The organism is Sphingomonas sp. PvP056, from assembly GCF_040549155.1.
Classification (GTDB): domain Bacteria; phylum Pseudomonadota; class Alphaproteobacteria; order Sphingomonadales; family Sphingomonadaceae; genus Sphingomonas.
This window is the reverse complement of the sequence record NZ_JBEPST010000001.1, coordinates 660870-684499: the sequence shown is the minus strand read 5'-3', so window position 1 is coordinate 684499 and position 23630 is coordinate 660870. Positions and strand designations below refer to the sequence as shown.

Below are 23630 nucleotides of genomic sequence, written 5' to 3'. Positions count from 1 at the left end.
GAGCACCAGCGCGCTTACTTGGGCGGCGCCATCGTCACCGCATTCGGCGTCTGTACGACCGGGCGCATCGTCCCGTCCTTGTTATATGTCAGCGGATAGACCGTCACCGCACGCCGTCCGATTGCCCCGCGCTGGTCGTCGATCGCGAGATCGGCATTGTGGAGGAACAGATACGATTGCCCCCGGAACTCGGCGATCCCCGGATGGATCGTGAAGCTGTACTTGCCCGATCCGGTCAGCAGCCCGTGCGGTGTCCATGGCCCGCGCGGCGACGATGCGGTTGCATAGGAGACGTGCTCGTCGCGCTGCGTCTTTCGATCCAGCGAGGCATAGGTCAGGTAATAGGTCTTGCCGCGCTTGTGCAGCCACGGGCCTTCCTCGAAATGCGGCGGCGTGATCTCGGTGATCGGGCCGTCGAGCTCGATCATGTTGGGCTTGAGCTTGGCGATATAGCATTGCCGATTGCCCCACGCGATCCAGGTGGTGCCGTCGTCATCCGTCATCACGGTGGGATCAATGTCCTCCCAGCTGTGCGTGCCCTTGGGCGTCATTTCGTTGGTGATCAGCGCGGAACCCTTGGCATCGCGGAACGGCCCGGTGGGCGTGTCCGCAACGGCCACCGCAATTGCCTTGCCGGGGTGCGTGGCATCGTGCTCGACCGCGGCATAGAACCAGACCTTGCCGTTCTTCTGGATCGCCTGCGAGGCCCAGGCGTCCTGCTTCGCCCATTTGAAATCGGCGACGTTCATGATCGGCCCGTGATCGGTCCAGCGCTTCATGTCCTTGGTTGAATAGACCATCCATTCGCGCATGTTGAACATCTCGTCGCGCTGCGCAACGTCATGACCGACGTAGAGGTACAGCGTATCCCCCACGACCATCGGCGCAGGATCGGCGGTGAACTTGTCCCGGATGATCGGGTTGGAAATCTTCGGCGCGGGATCTGCCGCGCCGACCGACACTGCGGTTGCGGCGAGCACCATTCCGCCAATTGCCAATGCACCGAAAATCCGCATCCCACTCTCCCCGCCTGTCTTTCGCAACGCGCAAGGCGGAGGATACGGGGCGATGCTAACGCTAACAAGCGATCAATTGTCGGACTGATGGCCTAAAACACGACCCGGCTCAAAGCGCGGGATCATCGATGGGAAATGGTGGGCGATGACGGGCTCGAACCGCCGACATTCTCGGTGTAAACGAGACGCTCTACCAACTGAGCTAATCGCCCGCGCGAGCGCTTTGGGAAGCGCGATCGGCGTGGGGCGCGCAATGCCACCGCTCGCCGCGCAGGGCAAGCCCGAACGTGCTTATCCGATCGTGGCGCCTACGTGCCGCGCCGCCGCGACGTAGTTGCGCATCCCGAGACTTGCATGCGATGACAGCGCCATGAAGGCGCGTCGGCGATCGAACGGGTCGGGATGCCGTTCGAACAATCCCGCGTCGGTCATCCGGGCGATCCAGCGCAATGCCGTAGTCGGAGCGACCGCAGCCGCAATGCACAGACTCGATACCGACACCTGTACGCGCTCCAGTTCAGCCGCGAACAGGTCGAGCAGCATGTCCCACGCCGGATCCTCGAACAGGCCGGGGCCGAAGAACTGGTCGCGCAGCCGCCGCGCGCGGATCGCGTTGCGCACGTCGCGCACGCGAATGTCCGGGCGTTCGAGCAATGGTCCCGCGCGATAGGTCAGTCCGGGATCGGACACCGATGTCGGCCGGGACATCTCGTCCTCACCGCGCGTCAGCCGGGTAAGCGTTTCCGCGATCCGCGCGATCTCCTCGTTGAGCCGCATCAGGCGCACCGAATCGGGCGTTCCGCCGATATCGTGCAGCCGCTGTGCAGTGGGGGCCAGCGCGAGGTACAGGCTCGCAACGCGCTCGGTCGTGGTCGGGGAGCATAGCAATTCGATCGGCGCGGAACCGATCGATCCGGCAACGCAGTCGATCTGGGCGGGATCGAACACGATTATGGCGCTGGCATCGCCCGCATCGACCAGGTCGGCGATCAACGGGAGCACGCGTTCCAGTACGGCATCGGGCACACCCGACGCCTCGGCGAGGATTGCACGGCACAGGCCCTGATGTTGCAGCCGCATCTCGGCCTCTGTCCAGGCGACGGGACCGAGCAAGCGCGCATGGCAGGCCTGGATCGCATCTGCCCCCGCCGAACGCTCTTCCGCGATCAGCAGAACGGATGGACGGTCGAGCGACGCCGGACCGTGCGCGGATCGCCCAACGTCGTCGAAGGCCGACGGTTCGGTCATGCGTGCGCTCCCCCAAGCTGAAGGCTTCTCGGCCCCTGCTTTACGTAAAATACGCATTACACCACAACGAAACAGCAAAATCCGCGCCATTTCGGCGGTCGTCACGCGATCAAAGACGCAGCGGAGCGTTATTAGCACCGAAGTGGAGCAAGTTTCAGCGTCAGTTAGCCGTCAACAGTTGGTGCCACCCGTCGGGAATTTGGTGACAAGACGCCATCAGTCGAGTGACTTGACGATTTCCTCGACCATCTTCTTGGCGTCACCCAGCAGCATCATCGTGTTGTCCATATAGAACACATCGTTGTCGACGCCAGCATAGCCGACCCCGCCCATCGAGCGCTTGATGAACAGCACCGTCTTGGCCTTTTCGACGTCGAGCACCGGCATGCCGTAGATCGGCGAAGTCTTGTCGGTCTTGGCCGCGGGGTTGGTCACGTCGTTCGCGCCGATGACGAAGGCGATGTCGGTCTGCGAGAATTCACTGTTGATGTCCTCGAGCTCGAAAACGTCGTCATACGGCACGTTGGCTTCGGCAAGCAGCACGTTCATGTGCCCGGGCATCCGGCCAGCGACCGGATGGATCGCGTATTTCACGCGGACGCCGTGTTCCTTGAGCTTGTCGCCCATCTCGCGCAGCGCGTGCTGCGCCTGGCTGACCGCCATGCCGTAGCCGGGGACGATGATGACCTGCTCCGCCTGGCCGAGCAGGAACGCCGCGTCGTCGGCCGAGCCGCGCTTCCACGGGCGCTGTTCCTTCGCCTCGCCGCCCGCCGCCGCGCTGTCGCCGCCGAAGCCGCCCGCGATGACGCTGATGAAGCTGCGGTTCATCGCCTTGCACATGATGTAGCTGAGGATCGCGCCGGACGATCCGACCAGCGCGCCAGTGATGATCATCGCGCTGTTATGGAGCGTGAACCCCATCGCCGCCGCCGCCCAGCCCGAATAGCTGTTGAGCATCGATACGACGACCGGCATATCCGCGCCGCCGATCGGCACGATCAGCAGGAAGCCGATGATGAAGCTGAGCGCGGTAATCGTCCAGAACACCCAGGCACTCTGGTCCTGCGTGAAATAGCCGACGAGCCCGAGGATCGCCGCGAGCACCGCGATGTTGATGACATGGCGTCCCGGCAGCATGATCGGCTTGCCCGACATGTTGCCGTTGAGCTTGAGGAACGCGATCACCGAGCCGGAGAAAGTGATCGCACCGATCGCGATGCCAAGCCCCATCTCGATCCGCGAGACGGTCAGGATCTGCCCGTCGTCACCCAGAATCCCGAACGCGCCGGGGTTGAGATAGGCTGCTGCCGCGACCAGCACCGCCGCCATGCCGACGAGCGAATGGAACGCCGCGACGAGCTGCGGCATGTCGGTCATCGCGATCCGCCGTGCGGTGACGATCCCGATCGCGGCACCGATCGCCATCGCGATCCCGATCTCGAACGGCGAGGCGAGGTGATGCGCGAACAGCGTCGTGCCGACCGCCAGCGCCATGCCGATCATGCCAAGCCGGTTGCCACGCTGCGCGGTCGCGGGCGACGACAGGCCACGCAGCGCGAGGATGAAGCACACCCCCGCGACGAGATACGCCAGCGCGACCCAGGGATTTACCGGTGCCGTATGTTCCATCGCTTAACCCCCTGCCCGCCCGCTATGCCGTCCATGCCGCGTCACTTCGCGACCGGCCGTTCCTTTTTCTTGTACATCGCAAGCATCCGTTGCGTCACCGCGAACCCGCCGAAGATGTTGACGCTCGCCAGCACCACCGCGAGCAGCCCGAGCCATTTCGACCAGACCGATCCTTCCGCCGCCGACGCGATCAACGCGCCGACGATGATGACCGAGGAGATCGCGTTGGTCACCGCCATCAGCGGCGTGTGGAGCGCGGGCGTGACCGACCAGACGACATAATAGCCGACGAAGCAGGCCATGACGAAGATCGACAGGATCGAGATGAAGTCCATGACTAATCCTTAATCCTCCCCGGCACGGGGAGGGGGACCATTTGCCTCTTCCGGCAAATGGTGGAGGGGGCGGGCAACGTGAGCGACGATCGCATCGGCTGCGGCATCGGGATCATGCAGGATCCGCTGCGCCGAAACGCGTAAGATACGGTGGCCGTTCTCGCCTAGAAACGCGTCGCGCGAGCCATCCCGTGCGGGGCGGTCGCCGCGGTCATGCGCTTCACCGTCGATTTCGACGACGAACCGCGTGGCAGCACAATAAAAGTCCACGACATAGGGCCCGATCGGATGCTGCCGCCGAAACTTCAGCCCGGCCTTGTGGCCGCGCAGTCTCTGCCACAACAGCACCTCCGGCAAGCTCATGTCCCGCCGCAATGTGCGGGCGGTCGCCACTTCCGGCCGGAGCATGCGCGGCACGCCCCCTCCACCGCCTTCGGCGGTCCCCCTCCCCGTTCCGGGGAGGATCATGGGAGCAACCGCGCGTTCACCACCTTGCCGCCCTGCGTCAGCCGGATCGCGTCGCCGATCTCTTCGTCGAGCACCGGCTTGCCCTGTTCCTTGTCCCAGAAGGCGCTCAGGAAATTGAACAGGTTGCGCGAGAACAATGCGGAGGCATCGGCCGCCAGCCGCGACGCAACATTGCGATAGCCGACGATCGTCACGCCCGAAACGACCACCGCCTCGCCCGCGACCGAACCCTCGACGTTACCGCCGCTCTCGACCGCGAGATCGACGATCACTGAGCCCGGCCGCATGCTCGCGACCTGCGCCGCCGAGATCAGCCGCGGCGCGGGGCGCCCCGGGATCAGCGCGGTGGTGATGACGATGTCCTGCTTTGCGATATGGCCCGACACGAGCTCGGCCTGCGCCGCCTGATATTCAGGGCTCATCTCGCCAGCATAGCCGCCCGAGCCCTCGCCCTCGATCCCGGCGACATTCTCGACGAAGATCGGTTTCGCGCCAAGGCTCTGGATCTGCTCGCGCGTCGCCGAACGGACGTCGGTCGCGGACACTTGCGCGCCAAGACGCCGGGCGGTGGCGATCGCCTGGAGCCCGGCGACGCCGACCCCCATCACGAACACGCGGGCCGCCGAGACGGTGCCCGCCGCGGTCATCATCATTGGAAACGCGCGGCCATAAGCCGCCGCCGCATCCAGCACCGCCTTGTACCCCGCAAGGTTCGACTGAGACGACAGGATGTCCATCGACTGCGCGCGCGTGATCCGCGGCATGAACTCCATCGCCAGCGCCTCGAGTCCCGCGGCGGCATAGCCGTCGATCCGCGTGCGATCCGCAAACGGGTTGAGCGCGGCGACCAGCCAGGCCCCCTGCGTGACCCCTGCGAGCGACGCCGCATCCGGACCCTGGACCGCAAGCACGATATCCGCGCCCGCCAGCGTCGTGGCGCGATCCGCGACGGTCGCGCCGGCCGCGGCATAGTCGGCATCGGCGATCGACGCGGTGCCGCCCGCACCCGCCTCGATCGCCACGGTAGCGCCGAGACCGATGAATTTTTTCACCGTTTCCGGGGTGACGGCGACGCGGCGCTCGCCTTCGGCGGTTTCGCGGAGAACGGCGATCTTCACCGCTACTTGCCCGAGATCAGCCACACCACCGCAAATGCGATGATGAAGCAGGCAACCGCTCCATATTTGAGGACCCCGATGACCTTGGTGTAAGTCGCGCGGTGGACTTGCAGATCGCCCTCGTTCGCCATCGGTTCGTTCCTCACCTTTTTGTTCTTCCCGTGCTTAGCTCGCGCCACGCAACCCCTCAACCCCCGCAATTATTCGGCACGGCCTGTCTCGTTCGTCCCGGGCTGGGTCGTTTAAGGCGGCTTTTACATCTTGCCGTTACAGAATCGCTCCAAACAGAGTGAATTCGGGGAAGAGCATGACGCGAAACGGCCAACGCCTGCTGATGCTGATCGACGACGAACCCGCGCAGCGCAGGCTGATCGCGGCGATCGCCGCGCGGCGCGGATGGCGTGCGATCTTCGCCAACGACGGTGAGACCGCGATCGCGATGCTGAGCTCGCCGGAGGGCCTGCAGCTCGATGCGATCCTGATGGACCATTGGGCGCCGGAGGCGGACCCGACCGCGCTGATCGCCGAATTCCGCACGCGTCGCCCCGCACTGCCGCTGCTGCTGCTCACCGCGAACGGGTCGGTCGCGCAGGCCGTCCATGCGATGCGCTCGGGCGCGACCGACTTCCTGGTCAAGCCACTCGCGCCCGAACGTCTGCTCGCCGCGCTCGATGCCGCGGTCGCCGACAAAGTCGCGGGCGAATTGCGTCCGTTGACCGAGAAGATTCCGGCACTGCTGGCGTTCGACGAGATCGTCGGCTCCGCCCCCGATTTCCGCGCGGCACTTGCGATCGCCGCCAAGGCCGCGCGCGCACGCGTGCCGGTTCTGCTCGAAGGTGAAAGCGGCGTCGGAAAAGAAGTCGTTGCCGAGGCGATCCACGCCGCCTCGCCGCGCGGCAAGAAACCAATGATCGCGGTCAATTGCGGTGCGATCCCGGCCAATCTCGTCGAGAGCGAATTGTTCGGCCACGAAAAGGGCGCGTTCACCGGCGCATTCGAACGCAAGACCGGTCGCTTCCAGGAGGCTGACGGCGGGACGCTGTTCCTCGACGAAATTGGCGAAATGCCGATCGAAGCGCAGGTAAAGCTGTTGCGCGTGCTCCAGTCGGGCGAAATCCAGCCGCTCGGCGCACGGCAGGTGCGCGAAGTCGACGTCCGCGTCATCGCCGCGACCAACAAGCGGCTGACCGACGAGGTCGAGGCCGGACGCTTCCGCGAAGACCTTTATTACCGGCTCAACGTCGTCCAGGTGACGATCCCGCCGCTGCGCGAACGCACCGGCGACATCCCTGCGCTCGCGCGGCACCTGATGGCACGGATCGCGCAACAGCCGGGGTTACGTCAGCTCGGCATCACCGACGACGCGCTCGCGCTGCTCGGCCGCTATGACTGGCCGGGGAACGTGCGCCAGTTGCAGAACGCGCTCTTCCGCGCAGCCGTACTGTGTGATGGCGACGCATTGACCCAGGCCGATTTTCCGCAGATCGCGGCGCTCGGCGGCAAACGGCCCGCATCACTCTCGCAAGCTCCGCTCGGCACGTCGGGCGGAATTACGCTATTCCATGCGGACGGCAATCTGCGCGCGCTCGATGACATCGAGGCGGACGTCATCCGCCTCGCGATCGGCCATTATCGCGGGCGGATGACCGAGGTTGCCCGGCGGCTCGGGATCGGGCGGTCGACGCTGTATCGCAAGCTCGGCGAGCTCGGGATCGACAACGCCGCCGCCTGATCGCGTCTTACCAGAGGATGCCCTTGACCGGCTTCACCGGCTCGGGCGCCGGTTCGCCAAGAGCCTGCAGCAAGTCGATCTCGACCGTGGTGCACATCGCGGTCAGCGGCACGTCGTGCACGGTGTCGGCGAACGGATCGACCAGATCGTCGCCGATCTTGAGGACCGCGAGGAACATCAGGCCAGCGACCGTCGATCCTATCGGCGTCGCGAACCCCAGCGTCTCGACCAGTCCGATCGGGAGCAGGATGCAGAACAGCCGCGCGAAGAATTCGGGGAAGAAGCGATACTGGTTGGGCAGCGGCGTGTTCTTCAGCCGCTCCATCCCGCCCTGGGCATTGGCGATGTCGACCAGCACGCGCTCGATCGACGCCTGCTGGATCGTGTCGATCCACCCCTTCTGCCGCGCCTGATCGACCCGGCGGCCGGTGCCGTCGAGGATGCCGTTGGCGACGTTGTTGCGCGCCAGCGGGGGCTTGGCCTCGTCGGGTGACAGGAACCGCAGCGCTTCCGCCCGCGTGTCCTGCTTGCGCAACTGGCAACGGAGCACATGGACATAGGTGATCTGGCGCAGGATGATCGCGCGTTGCAGGTCGCGCCCTTCTTCATCGGGCAGGTAGCTGCGCGCCGCACGCGACAGGCTGCGCGACGCGTTGATCATCCGGCCCCACAGTTCACGCCCTTCCCACCAGCGTTCATACGCCGAGGTGCTGCGGAACCCGAGGAACAGCGCAAGCGCCGAACCGAACAGCGTCAGCGGCAGCGACGGCGCCTTGAACGGCAAGATGTAATAAGTGACCGTGACGATCACGTCCCACACGAACAGCGCGAGCAGCGGCCGCCACACTTCGGCGACGATCTGCCGATATCGCGGGACTGCGTCGATGATCATGAATTTCCTCCAGGCGTTGCGATGTTGCAGTGCGATACGAATGCGCTGCGATTAGGTTCAGAACGGAAGCACTGCGCGAACGGCACGTCCTCCGCGCGCTGCCGGTAGGCGGCATCGCATGTCGAACGTATAACGATTGTGTTATTTTCCGCTACGGATCGTCGCGCGGGACGAACGGATCGATACGGTCGACCAGACGCTTAGCGGGCCACCAGTGCCTGATCGCGCAGTCCGCGCCACACGCGCACCGCCTGGACCGTTTCGGCCACGTCGTGGACGCGGAGCAGTTGCGCGCCCGCCTCGACGCCCTTCAGCGCGAGCGCGATCGATCCGCCCAGTCGCGCATCCGCCGCCGCTTCGTTCGATAGCGCGCCGATCATTCGCTTGCGGCTCGCGCCAAGCAGGATCGGGCACCCCAGGCCGTGGAAGATCGCCAGCCCGTTGAGCAAGGCGAGATTCTCCGACAGCGTCTTGCCGAACCCGATACCGGGATCGACGATGATCCGCGCACGATCGACGCCACCCGCCACCACCGCATCGATCCGCGCTCCCAGCCAGTCGAACACGTCGGTCAGCACGTCGCTGTAACCGTGTGACCCGTGCCCCCCGCTTTTCGGATCAGGCGAATGCATCAGGACAACCGGGCACCCGGCGCGGGCTACCACCTCCAGCGCGCGATCGTCCCACATAAGTGCCGCGACATCGTTGACGATCCCCGCCCCTGCCGCGAGCGCGGCTTCCATCACTCCGGCCTTGCGCGTGTCGATCGATACCAGCGTCCCGCTCCGCGCGAGCCGTTCGATCACGGGCACGACGCGCGTGATCTCGTCGCCTTCCCAGACGACCGGCGCACCGGGGCGGGTCGATTCGCCCCCCACGTCGATGATTGCGGCACCCGCCGCGGCCATCGCAACCCCAGCCGACGCCGCCTCCGCCGGGTCTCCGCCATGCGTACCGCCGTCGGAGAAGCTGTCGGGCGTTACGTTGAGGATCGCGGCGACCGACGGCTGATCGAACCGCAGTGTCCGCTCCCCGAGCGTCAGCGCGGCGCGCGGCGCAGTGATGCGGGCGTGGAGCCGTGCGGCGCGGTCGTCCTGTAGCAGATCAGCCAGCGCGGTGATCGGCACGGTGCGACGGCGACCGCCTTCGATCACTTCATAGGCCGCGAACCACAGCATTCCGCCCGCGAGCCGAGCGACCTCGCCATCACGGCCGACGGGGGTGTCGACGAACTGGACCGGGCGGAGGTGGAGGGGATCGCGCATCGAACCCTATGTCGCCGTTTGCGGGACAGATGCTACCCGAAAAGCCGCCCCGACTGCTTCATTCCGCCGCGAGCAACGTCTCCGCCGCGCTCAGATCGACCGAGACCAGCCGGCTGACCCCCTGTTCGATCATCGTCACGCCGAACAGCCGGTGCATCCGGCTCATCGTCACCGCATTGTGCGTGACGATCAGGTAGCGCGTCTCGGTCTCGCGCGTCATCACGTCCAAAAGGTCGCAAAACCGCTCAATATTGGCGTCATCCAGCGGCGCATCGACTTCATCCAGGACACAAATGGGTGCCGGGTTGGTCAAAAACAGGCCAAAAATGAGTGCAACGGCGGTCAACGCCTGCTCGCCGCCCGACAGCAGCGTGAGCGATTGGAGCTTCTTTCCCGGCGGCTGCGCCATGATCTCGAGCCCCGCCTCAAGCGGGTCGTCCGAGTCGACCAGCTCCAGATGCGCCGCGCCGCCATTGAACAACGTGGTGAAAAGCCGCCGGAAATGCCCGTCGACCGCCTCGAACGCGGCGAGCAACCGCTGCCGCCCCTCACGGTTGAGCGTCCCGATCGACCCGCGCAGCCGATTGACCGCCAGCCCCAGTTCCTCGCGCTCGGCGGCATTCCCCTGCGACGCCGACTCAAGCTCGGCGAGTTCGGTTTCGGCGACCAGATTGACCGGCCCGATCCGCTCGCGGTCGACGGTAAGTTTCTCATGTATGGCGGATTCTTCCGCGGGGGCGCGCACCGACGCACCGTCGAAACCGACGCGTTCGGGGAGCAACACCGAGGGGCACTGGAAGCGTTCGCCCGCAAGCCGGTTCGTCTCGACCCGGCGCATTTCCTGATTCTCCGCCCGCGCCGCCGCACCCGCCCGTGCCTCGCGCGCCTGCGCAAGTGTTTCGGCGGCGGCAGCGGCGGTCGTCTCGGCGGCGCGGAGCGCAATATCCGCCGCGCGTTCAGCGGCTTGCGCGGCATCCGCATCGGCGCGTGCGGTGGCATGGGTCGCCTCCAGCGTAACGACTTCGGCGGCGAGCGCCTCGGGCCGACCCGCCAGCGCCTCCGCCTCCAGCGCGAGCGCGGCGTCGCGTTTGTCCATGTCCGCGATCCGCTTGGCCGCCTCGCCGGCGCGCGTGCGCCAGCCCTTCGCCTCCGCCGCCATCGCCGCAAGCCGGTCGCGCGCGCTGCCGAGGTCGCGGTCGACCCCGGCGCGGTCGGCGCGCGCGGTGGCGATCTCGGCGCGACGATGCTCCGCCGCGCGCGACAGTTCGGCGACGCGCGCACGGGTCGCGCTGCCGTCGGGAAGCGCGGCGTGCGTCGCGGTCGCGCGAGTCACTTCGGCGGCGGCTTCGGCATGATCCGCCTCGATCCGCTCCCGCCGGCCGGCGAGATCGCTCCGCTGCGCTTCGATCCGCTCGATCGCGGCGGTCGCGCGGTCCTCGGCGCGCGCCGCATCGCGCGCGCGCGTCTCCGCGCTTTCGAGCAACCGTCGTGCCGCCACCGCCGCGCTGCGCGCGTCTGCGATCGCAGCGTCGATCCGCGCGAGGTCTGCATCGGCGGATTCGACCGCACGCACCGCGGCGGGGCGCTGATCCTCGATCGCGCGCAACCGGTTCATCCGTTCGAGCCGCTCGGCCGCCGCCGCTCCGCCCGATTTCGCGACATAGCCGTCCCACCGCCGCACGCTTCCGCGCAACGTCACCAGCCGCTGCCCGACCGCCAGCGCGACGCCGTCATCGGCATCCACCACGAATATCTGCGACAACCGCCGCCCCAGTGCGGGCGGGGCGACGACATGGCTGGCGAGCGGCACCGCGCCCGAGGGCGCAGGCGGATCTTCGAGGAGCGCATCGGCGCCTGCCCAGAACCGCTCGCCCGCCGGATCGAGCCCAGCCTCCAGATCATCCCCCAGTGCCGCCGCAAGCGCGCGTTCATACCCCGGATCGGGCCGCATCCGGTCGAGCACACGGTCGCGCCCGTCGCGCTTGGTCGCGCGCGTCAGCGCCGCCGCCTCGCTGTCGAGCGCTGCCAGATCGGCATGCGCGCCCGATCGCGCCGCCTGCGCCCGGTCGCGCTGGTCGCGCGCGCCGCGCTCGTCGGCATCGGCGCGCGCCAGCCCGGCGCGCGCATCCTCCCCATGTTGCAATGCCTGCGCGCGTGCCTCCTGCGCAGCAGTGCGGTCCTTGAGCAATGGCGCTGCATCACCCAGCGCCGCCGCTTCCGCCGTCACCCGCGCGAGATCGCGCGCGCTGCGGTCCGCCCGCGCGCGCGCCGCCGCAAGCGCCGCCTCGGCGACGCGCGCATCCGCCGCTTCGGTCGCCTGCGCGGCCAGCCCCTGCGCGAGCGCGACCTCGGCATCGCGCCCGGCGCGCTCAGTCTCGGCCTGGCGTGCTTCGAGCGCGGGAACGCGCGCGGTCATCTCCGCCAGCCGCGCCTCGGTGGTCCGCGTTTCGTCGCTCAGCCGCGCAATCGCCTCCGCGGCGTCATGCGCAAGCGCGCCCTCGCGCAGGCGGTCCTCCGCCAACCGGGTGCGCGCCGAGGCCAGTTCGTCACGTCGCCGCACCGCCGCCGCCTGCTCGCCGCGCAAGGTCGCCAGTCGATGCGCCGCCTCGCTAGCGGCATCGCGCAGCGCCTGGGCGGCGGCACGCGCTGTCGCCAGCGCCTCGGTCGCGGCAAGCGCATAGGCCGCCGCCGCACGCTGCGCCTCGGCGGCATCCGAGACACGCGCCTCGCAGGTCGCCGCCTCGGCTTTCGCCGCATCCGCCGCCGCCTGCGCATCGCGCCAGCGCGCGTAGATCATCCGCGCCTCCGCCACCCGGATCTGGTCGGACAGCGACCGATAGCGTTCGGCCTGCTTCGCCTGCCGCCGAAGCGCGGCGGCGCGCGCATCCTGGTCGGAAATCAGTTCGTCGAGCCGCGCGAGATTGGCCTCGGTCGCGCGCAATTTCTGCTCGGCATCGCGGCGGCGGACGTGGAGGCCCGCGATCCCGGCGGCTTCCTCAAGCATCGCGCGGCGCTCGGCGGGCTTGGCGGCGATGATCGCGCCGATCCGCCCCTGGCTGACCAAAGCGGGCGAATGCGCGCCGGTTGCCGAATCCGCGAACAGCAGCGCCACGTCCTTGGCCCGCACGTCGCGCCCGTCGATCCGGTAAGCGGAACCCGTGCCCCGTTCGATCCGGCGGACGACTTCGCTTTCCTCAGGCCCGGCCGACCCCGGCGTCTCGATCAGCATCGAGACTTCGGCGAAATCGCGCGCTGGCCGCGTCGACGTGCCCGCGAAGATCACGTCGTCCATCCCCGCCCCGCGCAACGACCGCGCGGACGTCTCCCCCATCGTCCAGCGCAATGCTTCGAGCAGATTGGACTTGCCGCAGCCGTTGGGCCCGACGATTCCGGTCAGCCCGGGTTCGATCCGCAGATCGGCGGCGTCGACGAAGCTCTTGAACCCCGACAGCCTGAGCCGCTTGATCTGCATCCCCCCGGACCTGTCCGGGTCAGCCGCCGGCGCGCTTGAGCGCCTGTTCGAGCTGCGGCCAGGCACCACCGGTCGGCTCGAGCGCAACCGCCTCGTTGTTGATCAGGAAGGTTGGCGTGCTCGTCACGTTGTGATCGGCGTTGGCTTTGGCGGTCGCCTTGGTCAGCGCATCAAGTTGGGTCGAATCCGCAAGGCAGGCGCGCGCCTTGGCATCGGGCACACCGCGCTGTTTGACGAAATCGAGATAGCCCAGATCCTGCGCGAAGGTCGCCGCGATCGTCTGTGGCGATGCGCCCTGCATTCCCTGCACCTTCTGCGCGACTTCCTGCTCCTTGGCGAGCAGCGTCTGCTGGTTCGCCATCATCGCCTCGAGCAGCGGGAAGAACGCGGCATCGTCGACGCAATGGCCAAGCAGGATCGGCGCGATGTCGAGCGCGCCGTGGATCGGGTAATCGCGGAACTCGTACGAGACCTTGCCGCTCGCGATGTACTGCGACTTGAGCAGTGGGAAGCCTTCCGCCTCGAACTGTGCGCAGAACGGGCAGGCGCGCGAGCCATATTCGACCAGCTTGATCGGCGCATCGGGGTTGCCCATGCGATAGCCATAGTCGGCGGTCTTGACGACCGTGTCGGTCCAGCTCTGGCCAGCGGGTGCGGCCTTGCCTGCGACGGGGGCACTGGCAGCGGTGGTGGTGCCGGTGCCCTTGCTGTTGTCGCCACAGCCGGCAATGAGCAGAGCGGGCAGCGCAAGCGCCAGGATACGGTTGGTCATCTCAAGCTAGCTCCTAGGTATCGGACGTTATTTAGCGGCAAGCGCGGTCTTCAGCACAGGCTCGAGCGTATCCCAGGCGAACACGTTCGGGATGACTTTCCCGTCAAGGATGAAGCTCGGCGTCCCGCTGATTTTGTAGGTCGACTGGCCGATGTTGGCGCGCGAGACGATCGTATCGATCGCCTTGGGGTCCGCCAGACACGCCGCAGCGCGCGGCCGCGGCAGGCCCATCTTCACGACCAGATCGGTATAGCCATAGAAATCCGCCAGATAGGCTGCAACGACGTTGGGGGTGGCTTTCTCAAGCTCCTTGCCCTTCGCCTCGGGAACCTCGGCGGGCCGGCCGACCAGGCTCTTCTGCTGCGCCATCATCGCTTCCATCACGCGGAAGAAGTGCGGCAGCGGTACGCAATCGCCCAGCAGGATCGGACCGAGGTCGAGCGCGCCATGCACCGGGTAATCGCGATATTCGTAGCTGACGCGCCCGTTCGCGACATAGCCCGCGACCAGCTTGGGTTCCCCCTCGACCGCGAATTGTGCGCAGGTCGGGCAAGTGCGCGCGCCATATTCGATCAGTTTGACCTTGGCGTCGGGGTTGCCCATCCGCACGCCACCTTCGGGCGTCCGCACCAAGGTGCGAGTCCAGTCGACCGCCACTGGGCGTACCGCAGGTTTGCGCTGTACCGGCGCAGCCCCCGCCGGCGCGACCAGCGCCGCGCTCGCCACGAGCGCGACCAACCCCAGTCTCCGCGTCATGCTTTCCGTTCCCCGATCACCGGCACGCCGCGCGATGCGGCCACCCCTGCGGCCAGCGCCTCGAGCACTGCCTTCAATTCCGGATCCGCGATCGTCCGCAGGCTTTCGCCCAGTTCGGGCGGGGCGGGCGGGAGCGCGGGCGGCGGCGTGCGCTTGGCCCGCGCAATCACGTCGCCTTGCCGAATCTGCACCTTGGCGATTGCGGCATAGCCGAAGAAGCGATTGACCCGTTCGATGATCTCGGGCGCGATATGCTGCATCATCGTCGCATGCGCGCCGCGCACGACGAGGTTGAGCGTCCCGCCGGTCCGCTCGCCATGCGGGAACTTGATCGATTCGGGTGCAGAAACATTGGCGTAGCGCGGGCCGACGATCTCGCCCCAGCGCGTCACGACCGCGCTCTGGACGAAGCCGAAACGGCGGAATGCCGCGCGTCCGGCATCGGGCAGGAGTTCGGCGACCGAACGCGCGCGACCGCCGCGGCGATGCTCGGGCTGCGCAGGGGGTAACTTGGTCTTGGGGGGGGCTTTGGTGCCGCTGGTGCTCATCCCGCCGTCCATGCCATAGCGATGCCGTGTCCGCCAAGCGTCCTTCCCAAATCGCCACCCATTTGCTCAGCTGGTACGATGCGCATGCACGCACGTTGCCTTGGCGCGCCGCGCCCGGGAGTAATGCGCCCGACCCGTATCGCGTGTGGCTGTCCGAGATCATGCTCCAGCAGACGACCGTCGCGGCGGTCACCCCGCGCTTCGCGGAGTTTATCGCGCGCTGGCCGAGCGTCGAGGCGCTCGCCGCCGCGCCCGAGGCCGATCTGATGGCGGCGTGGGCCGGGCTCGGCTATTATGCGCGGGCCCGCAACCTCCATGCCTGCGCGCGGGCGGTGGTTGCGGCGGGCGGGTTTCCCACCACCGAGGCGGGACTGCTCACACTGCCCGGGGTCGGTGCCTATACCGCGGCGGCAATCGCGGCGATCGCGTTCGGGGAGCGCGCGGTCGTGATCGATGCAAACGTTGCACGCGTCGTCGCGCGGCTGTTTGCGATAGAAACCCCACTTCCCAATGGCTTGGCCAAAATTCGCGCCGCGACCGACACGATCACGCCGGACACGCGATCGGGCGATTTCGCGCAGGCGATGATGGATCTCGGATCGAGCGTCTGTACCCCGCGCACCCCGCGCTGCCTCGCCTGCCCGCTGTCCGCCGACTGCATGGCCTATGCGCAGGGAAATCCCGAAGGCTTCCCGATCAAGCTGGCCAAGCCGGTCAAGCCGCAACGCTACGGCACGATCTTCTGGCTCGAGCGGGACGACCGCGTGCTGCTCGTCCGCCGTCCGCCGCGCGGGCTGCTCGGCGGGATGCGTGCGCTACCGACGGGGGCGTGGGCAGACGCGCCGCCGGGGCTCGCCGATCCGCCGGTCGCCGCCGAATGGTGCTCGCTTCCGCAAACGGTCGCGCACGTCTTCACGCACTTCCGGCTCGAACTGTCGCTTGCCGTGGCGCACGGCGGTGGGCATGGCGATTCGGGTGAATGGTGGCCCATCGCCGAGCTCGACTCGGCGGGGCTGCCGACGGTCTTCGCCAAGGCGGCGACGGCGGTTCGGGTGGCAAACAGGAGAAGATGATGAAACGGTATCTGATTTTGGGAAGCGCCCTCGCCGCCCTCACCGCAGGCGTCGTCGTTGCGCAACAGCCTGCACCGCGCATGGCCCCCCAGATGGCCGCACAGCCGCAGACCGGCACGCCGTCGCTCCCCGCCACGCAGAAGCTGTTCGCCGACTATATCGCCGCCAACAAGATGCCTGGCATCGTCGGCGTGATCGGGCATGGCGATGCACCGCCCGCAGTGATCGCCAACGGCAAGCTCGGTGACGAGCCCGGCGCTGCCATGACCGACGCCGACAGCCTGTGGCGCGTCTATTCGATGACCAAGCCGATCACAGCGATGGCGGCGATGATGCTGATCGAGGACGGCAAGATCGGCCTCGACCAGAAGGTCAGCGATTTCATCCCCGCGTTCAAATATATGAAGGTCCAGGTCAGCCCGGATTCGATGACTTCGCTGCCCGCGACGCACGCGATCACGGTGCGCCAGCTGCTGACGCACACCGCGGGGCTCGGCTATACCATCATCACGAAGGGGCCATTGCTCAAGGCGTATGAAGAGGCAGGGATCACCCCCTTCACCGCCGACGTGAAGAGCGAGGCGCAAATGCGGCTCAAGCGTCCCGCAACGCTGGAGGCCTTCGCCAACAAGGTCGCGACGCTGCCGCTGATCGCCGAACCCGGCACGCGCTGGAGCTATTCGATCGGGCTCGACGTGATGGGCCGCGTGATCGAGGTCGCAAGCAAGATGCCGTTCGACCGCTTCCTCCAGACGCGGATCTTCAAGCCGCTCAAGATGAACTCGACCTATTTCACCGTGCCGCAATCGGAAGTCCGCCGTCTCGCGACGGGCTATGCGATCGTCGGCGACAACCGCGTTCCGCTCGATCCGGCGGCAACCTCGGTCTACCTCCAGAAGCCGAGCTTCCCCTACGGTGGCGCCGGGCTGGTAATGTCGGCGCGCGATTACGATCGCTTCCTCCACATGCTCCAGAATGGCGGCACGCTCGATGGCAAGCGCGTCCTCAAGCCCGCGACGGTTCAGCTCGCCATGTCCGATCTGCTGCCGCTCGGCGTGGTCTATCCGGGGTCGGTCTCGGCGACGGGCGGCACGACCAATGCGCAGGGGTTCGGCGCGGGCGGTTCGGTGACGTTGTACGATACGCCGGGCGGTCCGGGTAAGGGCACCTATAGCTGGGGCGGGGCCGCGGGCACGATCGCCTGGGTCGATCCGACCAACAAGGTCCGCGCGACCGTCATGGTCAACTACCTGCCGAGCGACAAATACCCGCTCCGCACCGATTCGACCAAGTCGATCTACGCCGACCTCGCACCGGTCCTGACCAAGCGATGATCGCTCCGGGCTTTACCGGCGGGACGCTCGACCGGGCGGACGCGCTGCGCCACGACGAGGCGGGGCTTGCCGCGCTGACGTCGGACTGGCGCTCGCGGCTGCTCCGGCTCGACGGGTTCGACCCCGTGCTGATGGGCGACGGGACGCTGGGGTGGACGACGCTTGCCGACGTGCCGGACGGGGCCGAGCTGGTGCTGCTCGGGCTCGACGAGAACGGGCGCGGGCATTTCGCGGCCTATGTGCCGGGGATGCGCGCGCCGCCGGGGCGCTCGCCCCGGCTGTTCGGGTTGCTCGGCCAATTCGCACCGGGCGAGGCCGCGACCTATGCCGCTGCGCGCAGCGTGCTCGACTGGCACAGCCGCCATCAGTTCTGTGCGAACTGCGGGCACCAGACCGAGATGTTCCGCGCAGGCTGGGGGCGGCGGTGCCCAAGTTGCAAGGCCGAGCATTTCCCGCGAGTCGATCCGGTCGTCATCATGATCGCGGAGCATGACGGGCGCGCGTTGCTTGGGCGGCAACCGGCGTTTCCGCCCGGTCGCTATTCGGCACTCGCGGGGTTCCTCGAGCCCGGCGAATCGATCGAGGAAGCGGTTGCGCGCGAGATCATGGAGGAAGCGGGCGTCCGCGTGTGCGACGTGCGCTACATCGCGAGCCAGCCGTGGCCGTTTCCGTCCTCGCTGATGGTGGCGTGCGTCGGCATGGCGGAGAATGACACGATCACCCTCGACACCAACGAGTTGGAAGACGCGATCTGGGTCTCGCGCGAGGATGTGCGCGCGGTGTTGGCCGGGGGTGACGGGCCGTTCCTGCCGCCGCCCGCTTATGCGATCGCGTTCACACTGCTGACGGCCTGGGCGGAGGGGTAACTTCTTCTCCCCTCCCTGGAAGGGAGGGGTCGGGGGTGGGTCGCTCTCCGGAACAGGCGACATCCGAACAGCGGACCGACCCACCCCCAGCCCCTCCCTTCCAGGGAGGGGAGCAACGCAGCGCACGCTACCCCCGCGCACGCGCCTGTTGATACGTCCCCAGCACGCGCACCCACTTCGAATGGAACGCCAGTTCCGCCAGTGCACGCCCCAACCCCGGATCGCCCGGACGCCCCTCGACGTCGGCGTAGAATTCGGTCGCCGCGAAGCTGCCGCCGCGCTGGTAGCTTTCGAGCTTGGTCATGTTGACGCCGTTGGTCGCGAAACCGCCCATCGCCTTGTACAAGGCGGCGGGAACGTTGTTCACCTCGAAAATCAGCGTCGTCATCCACGGCCCGTCGCCGATCGGCTCATGCCCCTCGCGGGCGAGCACGACGAAGCGGGTAGTGTTGTGCTCGGCGTCGGCGATATCGCTCGCGAGCGTCTCCAGCCCGTACAGCGCCGCCGCGCCAGGGGGCGCAAGCGCGGCGAGCGTCGGGTCGGCACGCTCCGCCGCCACCGCCGCGGCTCCTGCGGTATCGGGATAGGCGACCGGCAGGATGCCGCGGTCGCGTAGCCACAGGCGGCATTGCCCGAGCGCCTGCGGATGGCTCATCGCCTCGCGCACTTCGGACAACGGCCCCGTCCCCATCAGCGCGTAGCGGATCGCGAGGAAATGCTCGCCGGTGATGATCAGCCCCGATTCCGGCAGCAGGAAATGCATGTCGGCAACCCGCCCGTGGAGCGAATTCTCGATCGGGATGATCGCGCAGTCCGCGCGGAAATCGCGCACCGCGTCGATCGCGTCGGCGAAGTCGAAACACGGCAGCGGCAGCCCTTCCGGAAACGCCTGAAGCGCCGCGATATGCGAGTTCGCCCCCGGTGCGCCCTGAAAGGCGACCGCGCGGGACGGCTGGGCGGCGGCGGCGTTGGTCATCTGTTCGACGAGCGCGCGGGCGGGGGCGGCAAAATTGTCCATACGGCCCCGGCGCGTACCCGGCTCGCATCGGAACAGCAAGCGGTGGAAAACGCGCGGCTTGCGATGCGCGTCCGGCGAATCTATGCACGGTAGGATTATCGCGGCTCCACTGAGGGCCGAACATCGGCAGGGGTAGCGGCACGACATGGACAACCGGACCAATACGATCGCAGGCTGGGTGCTCGGCACGATGGGCCTGGCGCTCGCGCTGACGATCGGCGGCAACATGCTCGTCAAGCCGATCGCCTCCGAAAAGGAAGGCTATCCGATCGAAGCCCCCGCCGAGGGTGGCGAAGGCGGTGCCGCCGCTGCCGAGGAACCGATCGCCGCATTGCTCGCAAAAGCCGACGCCGCGCACGGTGCCGAAGTGTTCAAGAAGTGCACCGCCTGCCACTCGGTCGCGCAAGGCGGCGCGAACGGGATCGGGCCGAACCTGTACGGGACGGTCGGCGAGGGAATCGCGCAGGGCAAGGGCGGCTATGCCTTCTCGGATGCGCTCAAGAAGGCGGGCGCTGGCAAGAAGTGGGACTTCGAGGAGCTCAACAAGTGGCTGACCTCGCCACGTGGCTATGCCGCGGGGACCAAGATGACCTTCGCCGGGCTGACCGCTGGCAAGGATCGCGCCGACGTGATCCTGTATCTCAACCAGCAGGGCTCGAACGTGCCGCTGCCACCGCCCCCCGCGGGCGCGCCGACCGCAACCGATGCGAAGGCACCGCCCGCCGCAGGTGAGGCTGATCCGGGTGGCAAGGCATCGCCGAGCGTCGAGGGGCTTGGCAACACCACGGTTCCCGCAGCCGCGGGGAAGTAATCCGCTTACGCCCCCCTCCCCCGTTCTCGCGAAACGAACGGGCGGAGGGGACGGCATCACCCGCTAGAGCGCGCGCGGTTCACCCTCGGCGAGGAAGTGCGTGCAGAGCTGCGCCTCGGGCGTATCCCCTGCCTCCAGCGCAGCAACCGTGACCCAGCCCGCCGCACGCATCTGCGCCGCCACTGCGGGATCGGTCCCCATCGGCACGAACAGCCGCCGCCGGTCGACCTCGGCGAGCCCAGCCGCGACGATCGCATCGGCGTAAAGCGAGAATCCGACCGCGGACTCCTCGGCACCACCTTCGTGCATGATCGTATAGGTGCCGCCACGCCCGATCTCGCCGCGCACGCCGCCCGCGAAGATCGAGAAACCGAGCCAGCTCTGATATTCGAAGCCATGCCGCTCGGTCGGGTCGAGCGTCAGCGCGACGCGGCCCTTGAGGCCGTCCGCGATCTTCCACAGCGCATCGAGCCGCGAGGTCAGCGCACCGCGCGCGTCGAACGCGCAGAGCCGATCGTGCGCGGTCTCGAACGGGCCGGCGGCTTCGATCAGCGGGAGATAGGCGGGCGCGATCGCCGCGACCCCACCCGCGTCCTTGGCATCGAGCCGGTCGCGCAAGGCATCGATCTGCGCCGCGTCGATCGGGAACGGGCCGCCCGCGAGCACGTCGATCAGGTCGGGGAGCGTGAAGTCGATCGAGATATTGGTGACGCCAGCCGCCTCTAGCGCGGCGACCGCGACCTCGACCACTTCGCGCGCCGCCGCCACGGTATCGAGCCCGATCAGCTCGCAGCCGATCTGGCGGAGTTCGCGCTCAGGCGCGAGTTGCGAGGCGCGCAGCTTGAGTACCGGGCCGGCATAGGACAGCCGCACCGGGCGCGGGTGATGCGCCATGCGGGTGGCGGCGATCCGGCCGATCTGCGCGGTCATGTCGGGGCGAATCGCGAGCGTCGCCTGGCTGACCGGATCGACGAAGCGCACCGCATCCTGCGCGCGCGCGGATTTGAGGCGACCGGCAAGGCCCGCCTCGAACTCCGCAAGCGCGGGGTCGGCGCGTTCGTAGCCGTACGCATAGGCCGCGGCGAGCGCAGCGGCCTCGAGCCTGGCGGCGGCATCGGCGAAGGGGGGGAGCCGGTCACGAAAGCCGGTCGGGAGGAGCGCGGTGGTCATCAAATGTCCTTCTCCCTCTCCCCTGCGGGGAGAGGGCCGGGGAGAGGGGCAGCCGCAAGCGCAGCGCCGATCGTCTCGAGCACGCCGTCGAGGTTTCCCATCACATCGGCATTGTCGAAGCGGATCACGCGATACCCTTGTCGTTCGAGCCACGCGGTGCGGCGGGCGTCGGCGCTCTCGTCGTCGGCGTGGGTGTCGCCGTCAAGCTCGATCACGAATTTTCGGGAACGCGCGACGAAGTCGGCGATGAACGGGCCAATCACGACCTGGTGGGTGAACTTGACCGCCGCGAATCGCTTGGCGCGGAGATTGTACCAGAGGCGCGCTTCTGCGGGGGTGGGGTTGCTGCGCATGTGTTTGGCACGCGCTAGCAACAGCTTGTTGGTTTGTGGCACGGCCCCTCTCCCCGGCCCTCTCCCCGGAGGGGAGAGGGAGAAGAAGAGGGTACCGCTCTGGTTCTAGAACGCCAGACCCATCGCGGTCACCACGCCCGGCAGCGCGCGGACCTGTGCGAGCAGTTCCGGGGTCAGCGCCTCGTCGATCGACAGCAGCAGCACCGCCTCGCCACCGGCAGTACGCCGACCAAGGTGGAACGTCCCGATGTTGACCCCGCCCGTGCCGAGCAGCGTCCCGAGGCGCCCGATGAACCCAGGCGCATCCTCGTTGACGACGTACAGCATGTGGCCCGCGAGATCGGCCTCGACCTTGATCCCGAACAGTTCGACCAGCCGCGGCGCGGCATCGCCGAACAGCGTGCCCGCGACCGAGCGCTCGCCCGCATCGGTCTTGACCGAAACGCGCAGCAGCGTGTGGTAATCGCCTTCACGCTCGGTGCGGACTTCGCGGACTTCCATCCCGCGCTCCTTGGCGAGCAATGGCGCGTTGACCATGTTGACCGTATCGGTCTGCGTCCGCAGGAACCCGGCAAGCACCGCCGACACCATCGGCTTCTGGTTGAGCTCGGCGGCAGCGCCCTCGCTGTGGATCGAGATCCGTGCGATCGAGCCCGTGGTGAGCTGACCCACCAGCGACCCGAGCTTCTCGGCAAGCGCCATGTACGGCTTGAGGCGCGGCGCTTCCTCGGCGGAGAGCGACGGCACGTTGAGCGCGTTGGTGATCCCGCCCGACATCAGATAATCCGACATCTGCTCGGCGACCTGGATCGCGACATTGACCTGCGCTTCGTCGGTCGAGGCGCCGAGATGCGGCGTCGAGACGAAGTTGGGCGTGCCGAACAAAGGCGAGTCCTTGGCGGGCTCGGTCACGAACACGTCGAGCGCCGCGCCGCCGATGTGACCCGAATCGAGCCCCGCCTTGAGCGCCGCCTCGTCGATCAGGCCGCCGCGCGCGCAGTTGATGATGCGCACGCCCTTCTTGGTCTTGGCGAGATTCTCCGCCGACAGGATGTTGCGCGTCTGGTCGGTGAGCGGGGTGTGGAGCGTGATGAAGTCGGCGCGGGCGAGCAGCTCGTCGAGCTCGACCTTCTCGACGCCGAGTTCGACCGCGCGTTCGGGCGAAAGGAACGGATCGTAGGCGACGACCTTCATCCGCAGCCCGAGCGCGCGATCCGCGACGATCCCGCCGATGTTGCCCGCACCGATCAGGCCGAGCGTCTTGGCGGTCAGCTCGACCCCCATGAAGCGGTTCTTCTCCCACTTGCCCGCCTGCGTGCTGGCGTCGGCTTCCGGAAGCTGGCGCGCGAGCGCGAACATCAGCGCGATGGCGTGTTCGGCGGTGGTGATCGAATTGCCGAACGGCGTATTCATGACGACTACGCCCTGCGCGCTAGCCGCGGGGATATCGACATTGTCGACGCCGATGCCGGCGCGGCCGATGACCTTGAGGTTGGTCGCCGCCGCCAGGATCGCCTTGGTCACCTTGGTCGAGCTGCGGATCGCGAGGCCGTCATACTCGCCGATGATCGCGATGACTTCTTCCGGGGTCTTGCCGGTGATCTCGTCGACTTCGACGCCGCGTTCACGGAAGATCTGCGCGGCTTTGGGGTCCATTTTGTCGGAAATGAGGACTTTTGGCATGATTTTTCCTTCTGCTCCCTCTCCCCTTCAGGGGAGAGGGTCGGGGAGAGGGGAAGTGGGCAATTAGGGGG

The 23630-nt window shown here is 67.5% G+C and carries 22 protein-coding genes and 1 tRNA gene; 5 read left to right on the top strand and 18 right to left on the bottom strand.

The genetic code is table 11. The features are described 5' to 3' along the window. Positions 1-14: 14 nt before the first annotated feature. From ABIC17_RS03270 to ABIC17_RS03235, 8 genes are all read right to left on the bottom strand, one after another. Positions 15-1016, bottom strand: a complete 1002-nt coding sequence (locus ABIC17_RS03270) for a glycoside hydrolase family 43 protein (RefSeq protein WP_354279208.1) — start codon at positions 1014-1016, stop codon at positions 15-17. 136 nt (positions 1017-1152) lie between these two features. Further along, a tRNA-Val gene (locus ABIC17_RS03265) sits at positions 1153-1228 on the bottom strand. Positions 1229-1307: 79 nt separating this feature from the next. Further along, positions 1308-2264, bottom strand: coding sequence for a hypothetical protein (locus ABIC17_RS03260; protein WP_354279207.1), 957 nt, complete (start codon positions 2262-2264; stop codon positions 1308-1310). 216 nt (positions 2265-2480) lie between these two features. Next, positions 2481-3893, bottom strand: a complete 1413-nt coding sequence (locus tag ABIC17_RS03255) for an NAD(P)(+) transhydrogenase (Re/Si-specific) subunit beta (protein ID WP_354279206.1) — start codon at positions 3891-3893, stop codon at positions 2481-2483. Between the two features lie 41 nt (positions 3894-3934). Further along, positions 3935-4228 carry an NAD(P) transhydrogenase subunit alpha part 2 gene (locus tag ABIC17_RS03250; protein ID WP_010218984.1) on the bottom strand — a complete coding sequence of 98 codons (294 nt, stop codon included), beginning with the start codon at positions 4226-4228 and terminating at the stop codon, positions 3935-3937. A gap of 9 nt (positions 4229-4237) precedes the next feature. Next, positions 4238-4636, bottom strand: coding sequence for an endonuclease domain-containing protein (locus tag ABIC17_RS03245; RefSeq protein ID WP_354279205.1), 399 nt, complete (start codon positions 4634-4636; stop codon positions 4238-4240). A 56-nt stretch (positions 4637-4692) separates the two neighbouring features. Then, positions 4693-5814: an NAD(P) transhydrogenase subunit alpha gene (locus ABIC17_RS03240; RefSeq protein ID WP_354279204.1), complete on the bottom strand. Its 1122-nt coding sequence runs from the start codon at positions 5812-5814 to the stop codon at positions 4693-4695. Between the two features lie 2 nt (positions 5815-5816). Beyond that, a complete protein-coding gene (locus ABIC17_RS03235; RefSeq protein ID WP_277968944.1) occupies positions 5817-5945 on the bottom strand; it encodes an aa3-type cytochrome c oxidase subunit IV in 129 nt (42 codons plus the stop codon). Between the two features lie 176 nt (positions 5946-6121). On the opposite strand from ABIC17_RS03235, the gene ABIC17_RS03230 reads away from it, so the two are divergent. Further along, positions 6122-7546: a sigma-54-dependent transcriptional regulator gene (locus ABIC17_RS03230; protein WP_354279203.1), complete on the top strand. Its 1425-nt coding sequence runs from the start codon at positions 6122-6124 to the stop codon at positions 7544-7546. Positions 7547-7553: 7 nt separating this feature from the next. Here the strand turns inward: ABIC17_RS03230 and ABIC17_RS03225 are convergent, their stop codons facing one another. The 6 genes from ABIC17_RS03225 to ABIC17_RS03200 all read right to left on the bottom strand — a co-directional run bounded on the left by ABIC17_RS03225 (position 7554) and on the right by ABIC17_RS03200 (position 15263). After that, the gene (locus tag ABIC17_RS03225) at positions 7554-8438 is read right to left on the bottom strand and encodes a bestrophin family protein (protein ID WP_354279202.1); all 885 of its coding nucleotides are present in this window, start codon (positions 8436-8438) and stop codon (positions 7554-7556) included. Positions 8439-8638: 200 nt separating this feature from the next. Then, a complete protein-coding gene (gene folP / locus ABIC17_RS03220) occupies positions 8639-9703 on the bottom strand; it encodes a dihydropteroate synthase (protein WP_354279201.1) in 1065 nt (354 codons plus the stop codon). 58 nt (positions 9704-9761) lie between these two features. Then, positions 9762-13175, bottom strand: a complete 3414-nt coding sequence (gene smc / locus ABIC17_RS03215; RefSeq protein WP_354279200.1) for a chromosome segregation protein SMC — start codon at positions 13173-13175, stop codon at positions 9762-9764. 19 nt (positions 13176-13194) lie between these two features. Beyond that, complete coding sequence (locus ABIC17_RS03210) at positions 13195-13947, bottom strand: thioredoxin domain-containing protein (protein ID WP_354279199.1); 753 nt, start codon at positions 13945-13947, stop codon at positions 13195-13197. A 27-nt stretch (positions 13948-13974) separates the two neighbouring features. Beyond that, complete coding sequence (locus ABIC17_RS03205) at positions 13975-14703, bottom strand: thioredoxin domain-containing protein (RefSeq protein ID WP_354279198.1); 729 nt, start codon at positions 14701-14703, stop codon at positions 13975-13977. Further along, positions 14700-15263 carry a DUF721 domain-containing protein gene (locus ABIC17_RS03200; protein ID WP_354279197.1) on the bottom strand — a complete coding sequence of 188 codons (564 nt, stop codon included), beginning with the start codon at positions 15261-15263 and terminating at the stop codon, positions 14700-14702. Before ABIC17_RS03200 ends, ABIC17_RS03205 begins: the two co-directional genes overlap by 4 nt. Before the next feature lie 50 nt (positions 15264-15313). Between ABIC17_RS03200 and ABIC17_RS03195 the strand changes: the two genes are divergently transcribed. The 3 genes from ABIC17_RS03195 to nudC are packed head-to-tail and all read left to right on the top strand — an operon-like array spanning position 15314 to position 18524. Continuing rightward, positions 15314-16324: an A/G-specific adenine glycosylase gene (locus tag ABIC17_RS03195; protein ID WP_354279467.1), complete on the top strand. Its 1011-nt coding sequence runs from the start codon at positions 15314-15316 to the stop codon at positions 16322-16324. Further along, on the top strand, positions 16324-17658 hold the full coding sequence (locus ABIC17_RS03190; RefSeq protein WP_354279196.1) for a serine hydrolase domain-containing protein: 1335 nt from the start codon (positions 16324-16326) through the stop codon (positions 17656-17658). Before ABIC17_RS03195 ends, ABIC17_RS03190 begins: the two co-directional genes overlap by 1 nt. Further along, entirely contained in the window at positions 17655-18524 is an 870-nt protein-coding gene (nudC, locus tag ABIC17_RS03185; protein WP_354279195.1) for an NAD(+) diphosphatase, read from the top strand. Before ABIC17_RS03190 ends, nudC begins: the two co-directional genes overlap by 4 nt. Before the next feature lie 127 nt (positions 18525-18651). Here the strand turns inward: nudC and ABIC17_RS03180 are convergent, their stop codons facing one another. Continuing rightward, entirely contained in the window at positions 18652-19542 is an 891-nt protein-coding gene (locus ABIC17_RS03180) for a prephenate dehydratase (protein WP_354279194.1), read from the bottom strand. 145 nt (positions 19543-19687) lie between these two features. Here ABIC17_RS03180 and ABIC17_RS03175 point away from each other — a divergent pair, with 145 nt between their 5' ends. After that, positions 19688-20353: a c-type cytochrome gene (locus ABIC17_RS03175; RefSeq protein ID WP_354279193.1), complete on the top strand. Its 666-nt coding sequence runs from the start codon at positions 19688-19690 to the stop codon at positions 20351-20353. Positions 20354-20416: 63 nt separating this feature from the next. Here ABIC17_RS03175 and ABIC17_RS03170 read toward each other — a convergent pair whose 3' ends face one another. The 3 genes from ABIC17_RS03170 to serA form a co-directional block, all read right to left on the bottom strand. Continuing rightward, positions 20417-21523: an ATP phosphoribosyltransferase regulatory subunit gene (locus tag ABIC17_RS03170; protein WP_354279192.1), complete on the bottom strand. Its 1107-nt coding sequence runs from the start codon at positions 21521-21523 to the stop codon at positions 20417-20419. Beyond that, positions 21523-21918, bottom strand: a complete 396-nt coding sequence (locus ABIC17_RS03165; protein ID WP_354279191.1) for an endonuclease domain-containing protein — start codon at positions 21916-21918, stop codon at positions 21523-21525. Before ABIC17_RS03165 ends, ABIC17_RS03170 begins: the two co-directional genes overlap by 1 nt. A gap of 63 nt (positions 21919-21981) precedes the next feature. Beyond that, on the bottom strand, positions 21982-23559 hold the full coding sequence (gene serA, locus ABIC17_RS03160; RefSeq protein ID WP_354279190.1) for a phosphoglycerate dehydrogenase: 1578 nt from the start codon (positions 23557-23559) through the stop codon (positions 21982-21984). Positions 23560-23630 lie beyond the last annotated feature (71 nt).

Bases quoted from the DNA above. Each gene is read 5' to 3' on its own strand.
- ABIC17_RS03270 (WP_354279208.1), bottom strand. From the start codon at position 1,016: ATGCGGATTTTCGGTGCATTGGCAATTGGCGGAATGGTGCTCGCCGCA.
- ABIC17_RS03260 (WP_354279207.1), bottom strand. From the start codon at position 2,264: ATGACCGAACCGTCGGCCTTCGACGACGTTGGGCGATCCGCGCACGGT.
- ABIC17_RS03255 (WP_354279206.1), bottom strand. From the start codon at position 3,893: ATGGAACATACGGCACCGGTAAATCCCTGGGTCGCGCTGGCGTATCTC.
- ABIC17_RS03250 (WP_010218984.1), bottom strand. From the start codon at position 4,228: ATGGACTTCATCTCGATCCTGTCGATCTTCGTCATGGCCTGCTTCGTC.
- ABIC17_RS03245 (WP_354279205.1), bottom strand. From the start codon at position 4,636: ATGCTCCGGCCGGAAGTGGCGACCGCCCGCACATTGCGGCGGGACATG.
- ABIC17_RS03235 (WP_277968944.1), bottom strand. From the start codon at position 5,945: ATGGCGAACGAGGGCGATCTGCAAGTCCACCGCGCGACTTACACCAAG.
- ABIC17_RS03230 (WP_354279203.1), top strand. From the start codon at position 6,122: ATGACGCGAAACGGCCAACGCCTGCTGATGCTGATCGACGACGAACCC.
- ABIC17_RS03225 (WP_354279202.1), bottom strand. From the start codon at position 8,438: ATGATCATCGACGCAGTCCCGCGATATCGGCAGATCGTCGCCGAAGTG.
- folP (WP_354279201.1), bottom strand. From the start codon at position 9,703: ATGCGCGATCCCCTCCACCTCCGCCCGGTCCAGTTCGTCGACACCCCC.
- smc (WP_354279200.1), bottom strand. From the start codon at position 13,175: ATGCAGATCAAGCGGCTCAGGCTGTCGGGGTTCAAGAGCTTCGTCGAC.
- ABIC17_RS03210 (WP_354279199.1), bottom strand. From the start codon at position 13,947: ATGACCAACCGTATCCTGGCGCTTGCGCTGCCCGCTCTGCTCATTGCC.
- ABIC17_RS03205 (WP_354279198.1), bottom strand. From the start codon at position 14,703: ATGACGCGGAGACTGGGGTTGGTCGCGCTCGTGGCGAGCGCGGCGCTG.
- ABIC17_RS03200 (WP_354279197.1), bottom strand. From the start codon at position 15,263: ATGGACGGCGGGATGAGCACCAGCGGCACCAAAGCCCCCCCCAAGACC.
- ABIC17_RS03190 (WP_354279196.1), top strand. From the start codon at position 16,324: ATGAAACGGTATCTGATTTTGGGAAGCGCCCTCGCCGCCCTCACCGCA.
- nudC (WP_354279195.1), top strand. From the start codon at position 17,655: ATGATCGCTCCGGGCTTTACCGGCGGGACGCTCGACCGGGCGGACGCG.
- ABIC17_RS03180 (WP_354279194.1), bottom strand. From the start codon at position 19,542: ATGGACAATTTTGCCGCCCCCGCCCGCGCGCTCGTCGAACAGATGACC.
- ABIC17_RS03175 (WP_354279193.1), top strand. From the start codon at position 19,688: ATGGACAACCGGACCAATACGATCGCAGGCTGGGTGCTCGGCACGATG.
- ABIC17_RS03170 (WP_354279192.1), bottom strand. From the start codon at position 21,523: ATGACCACCGCGCTCCTCCCGACCGGCTTTCGTGACCGGCTCCCCCCC.
- serA (WP_354279190.1), bottom strand. From the start codon at position 23,559: ATGCCAAAAGTCCTCATTTCCGACAAAATGGACCCCAAAGCCGCGCAG.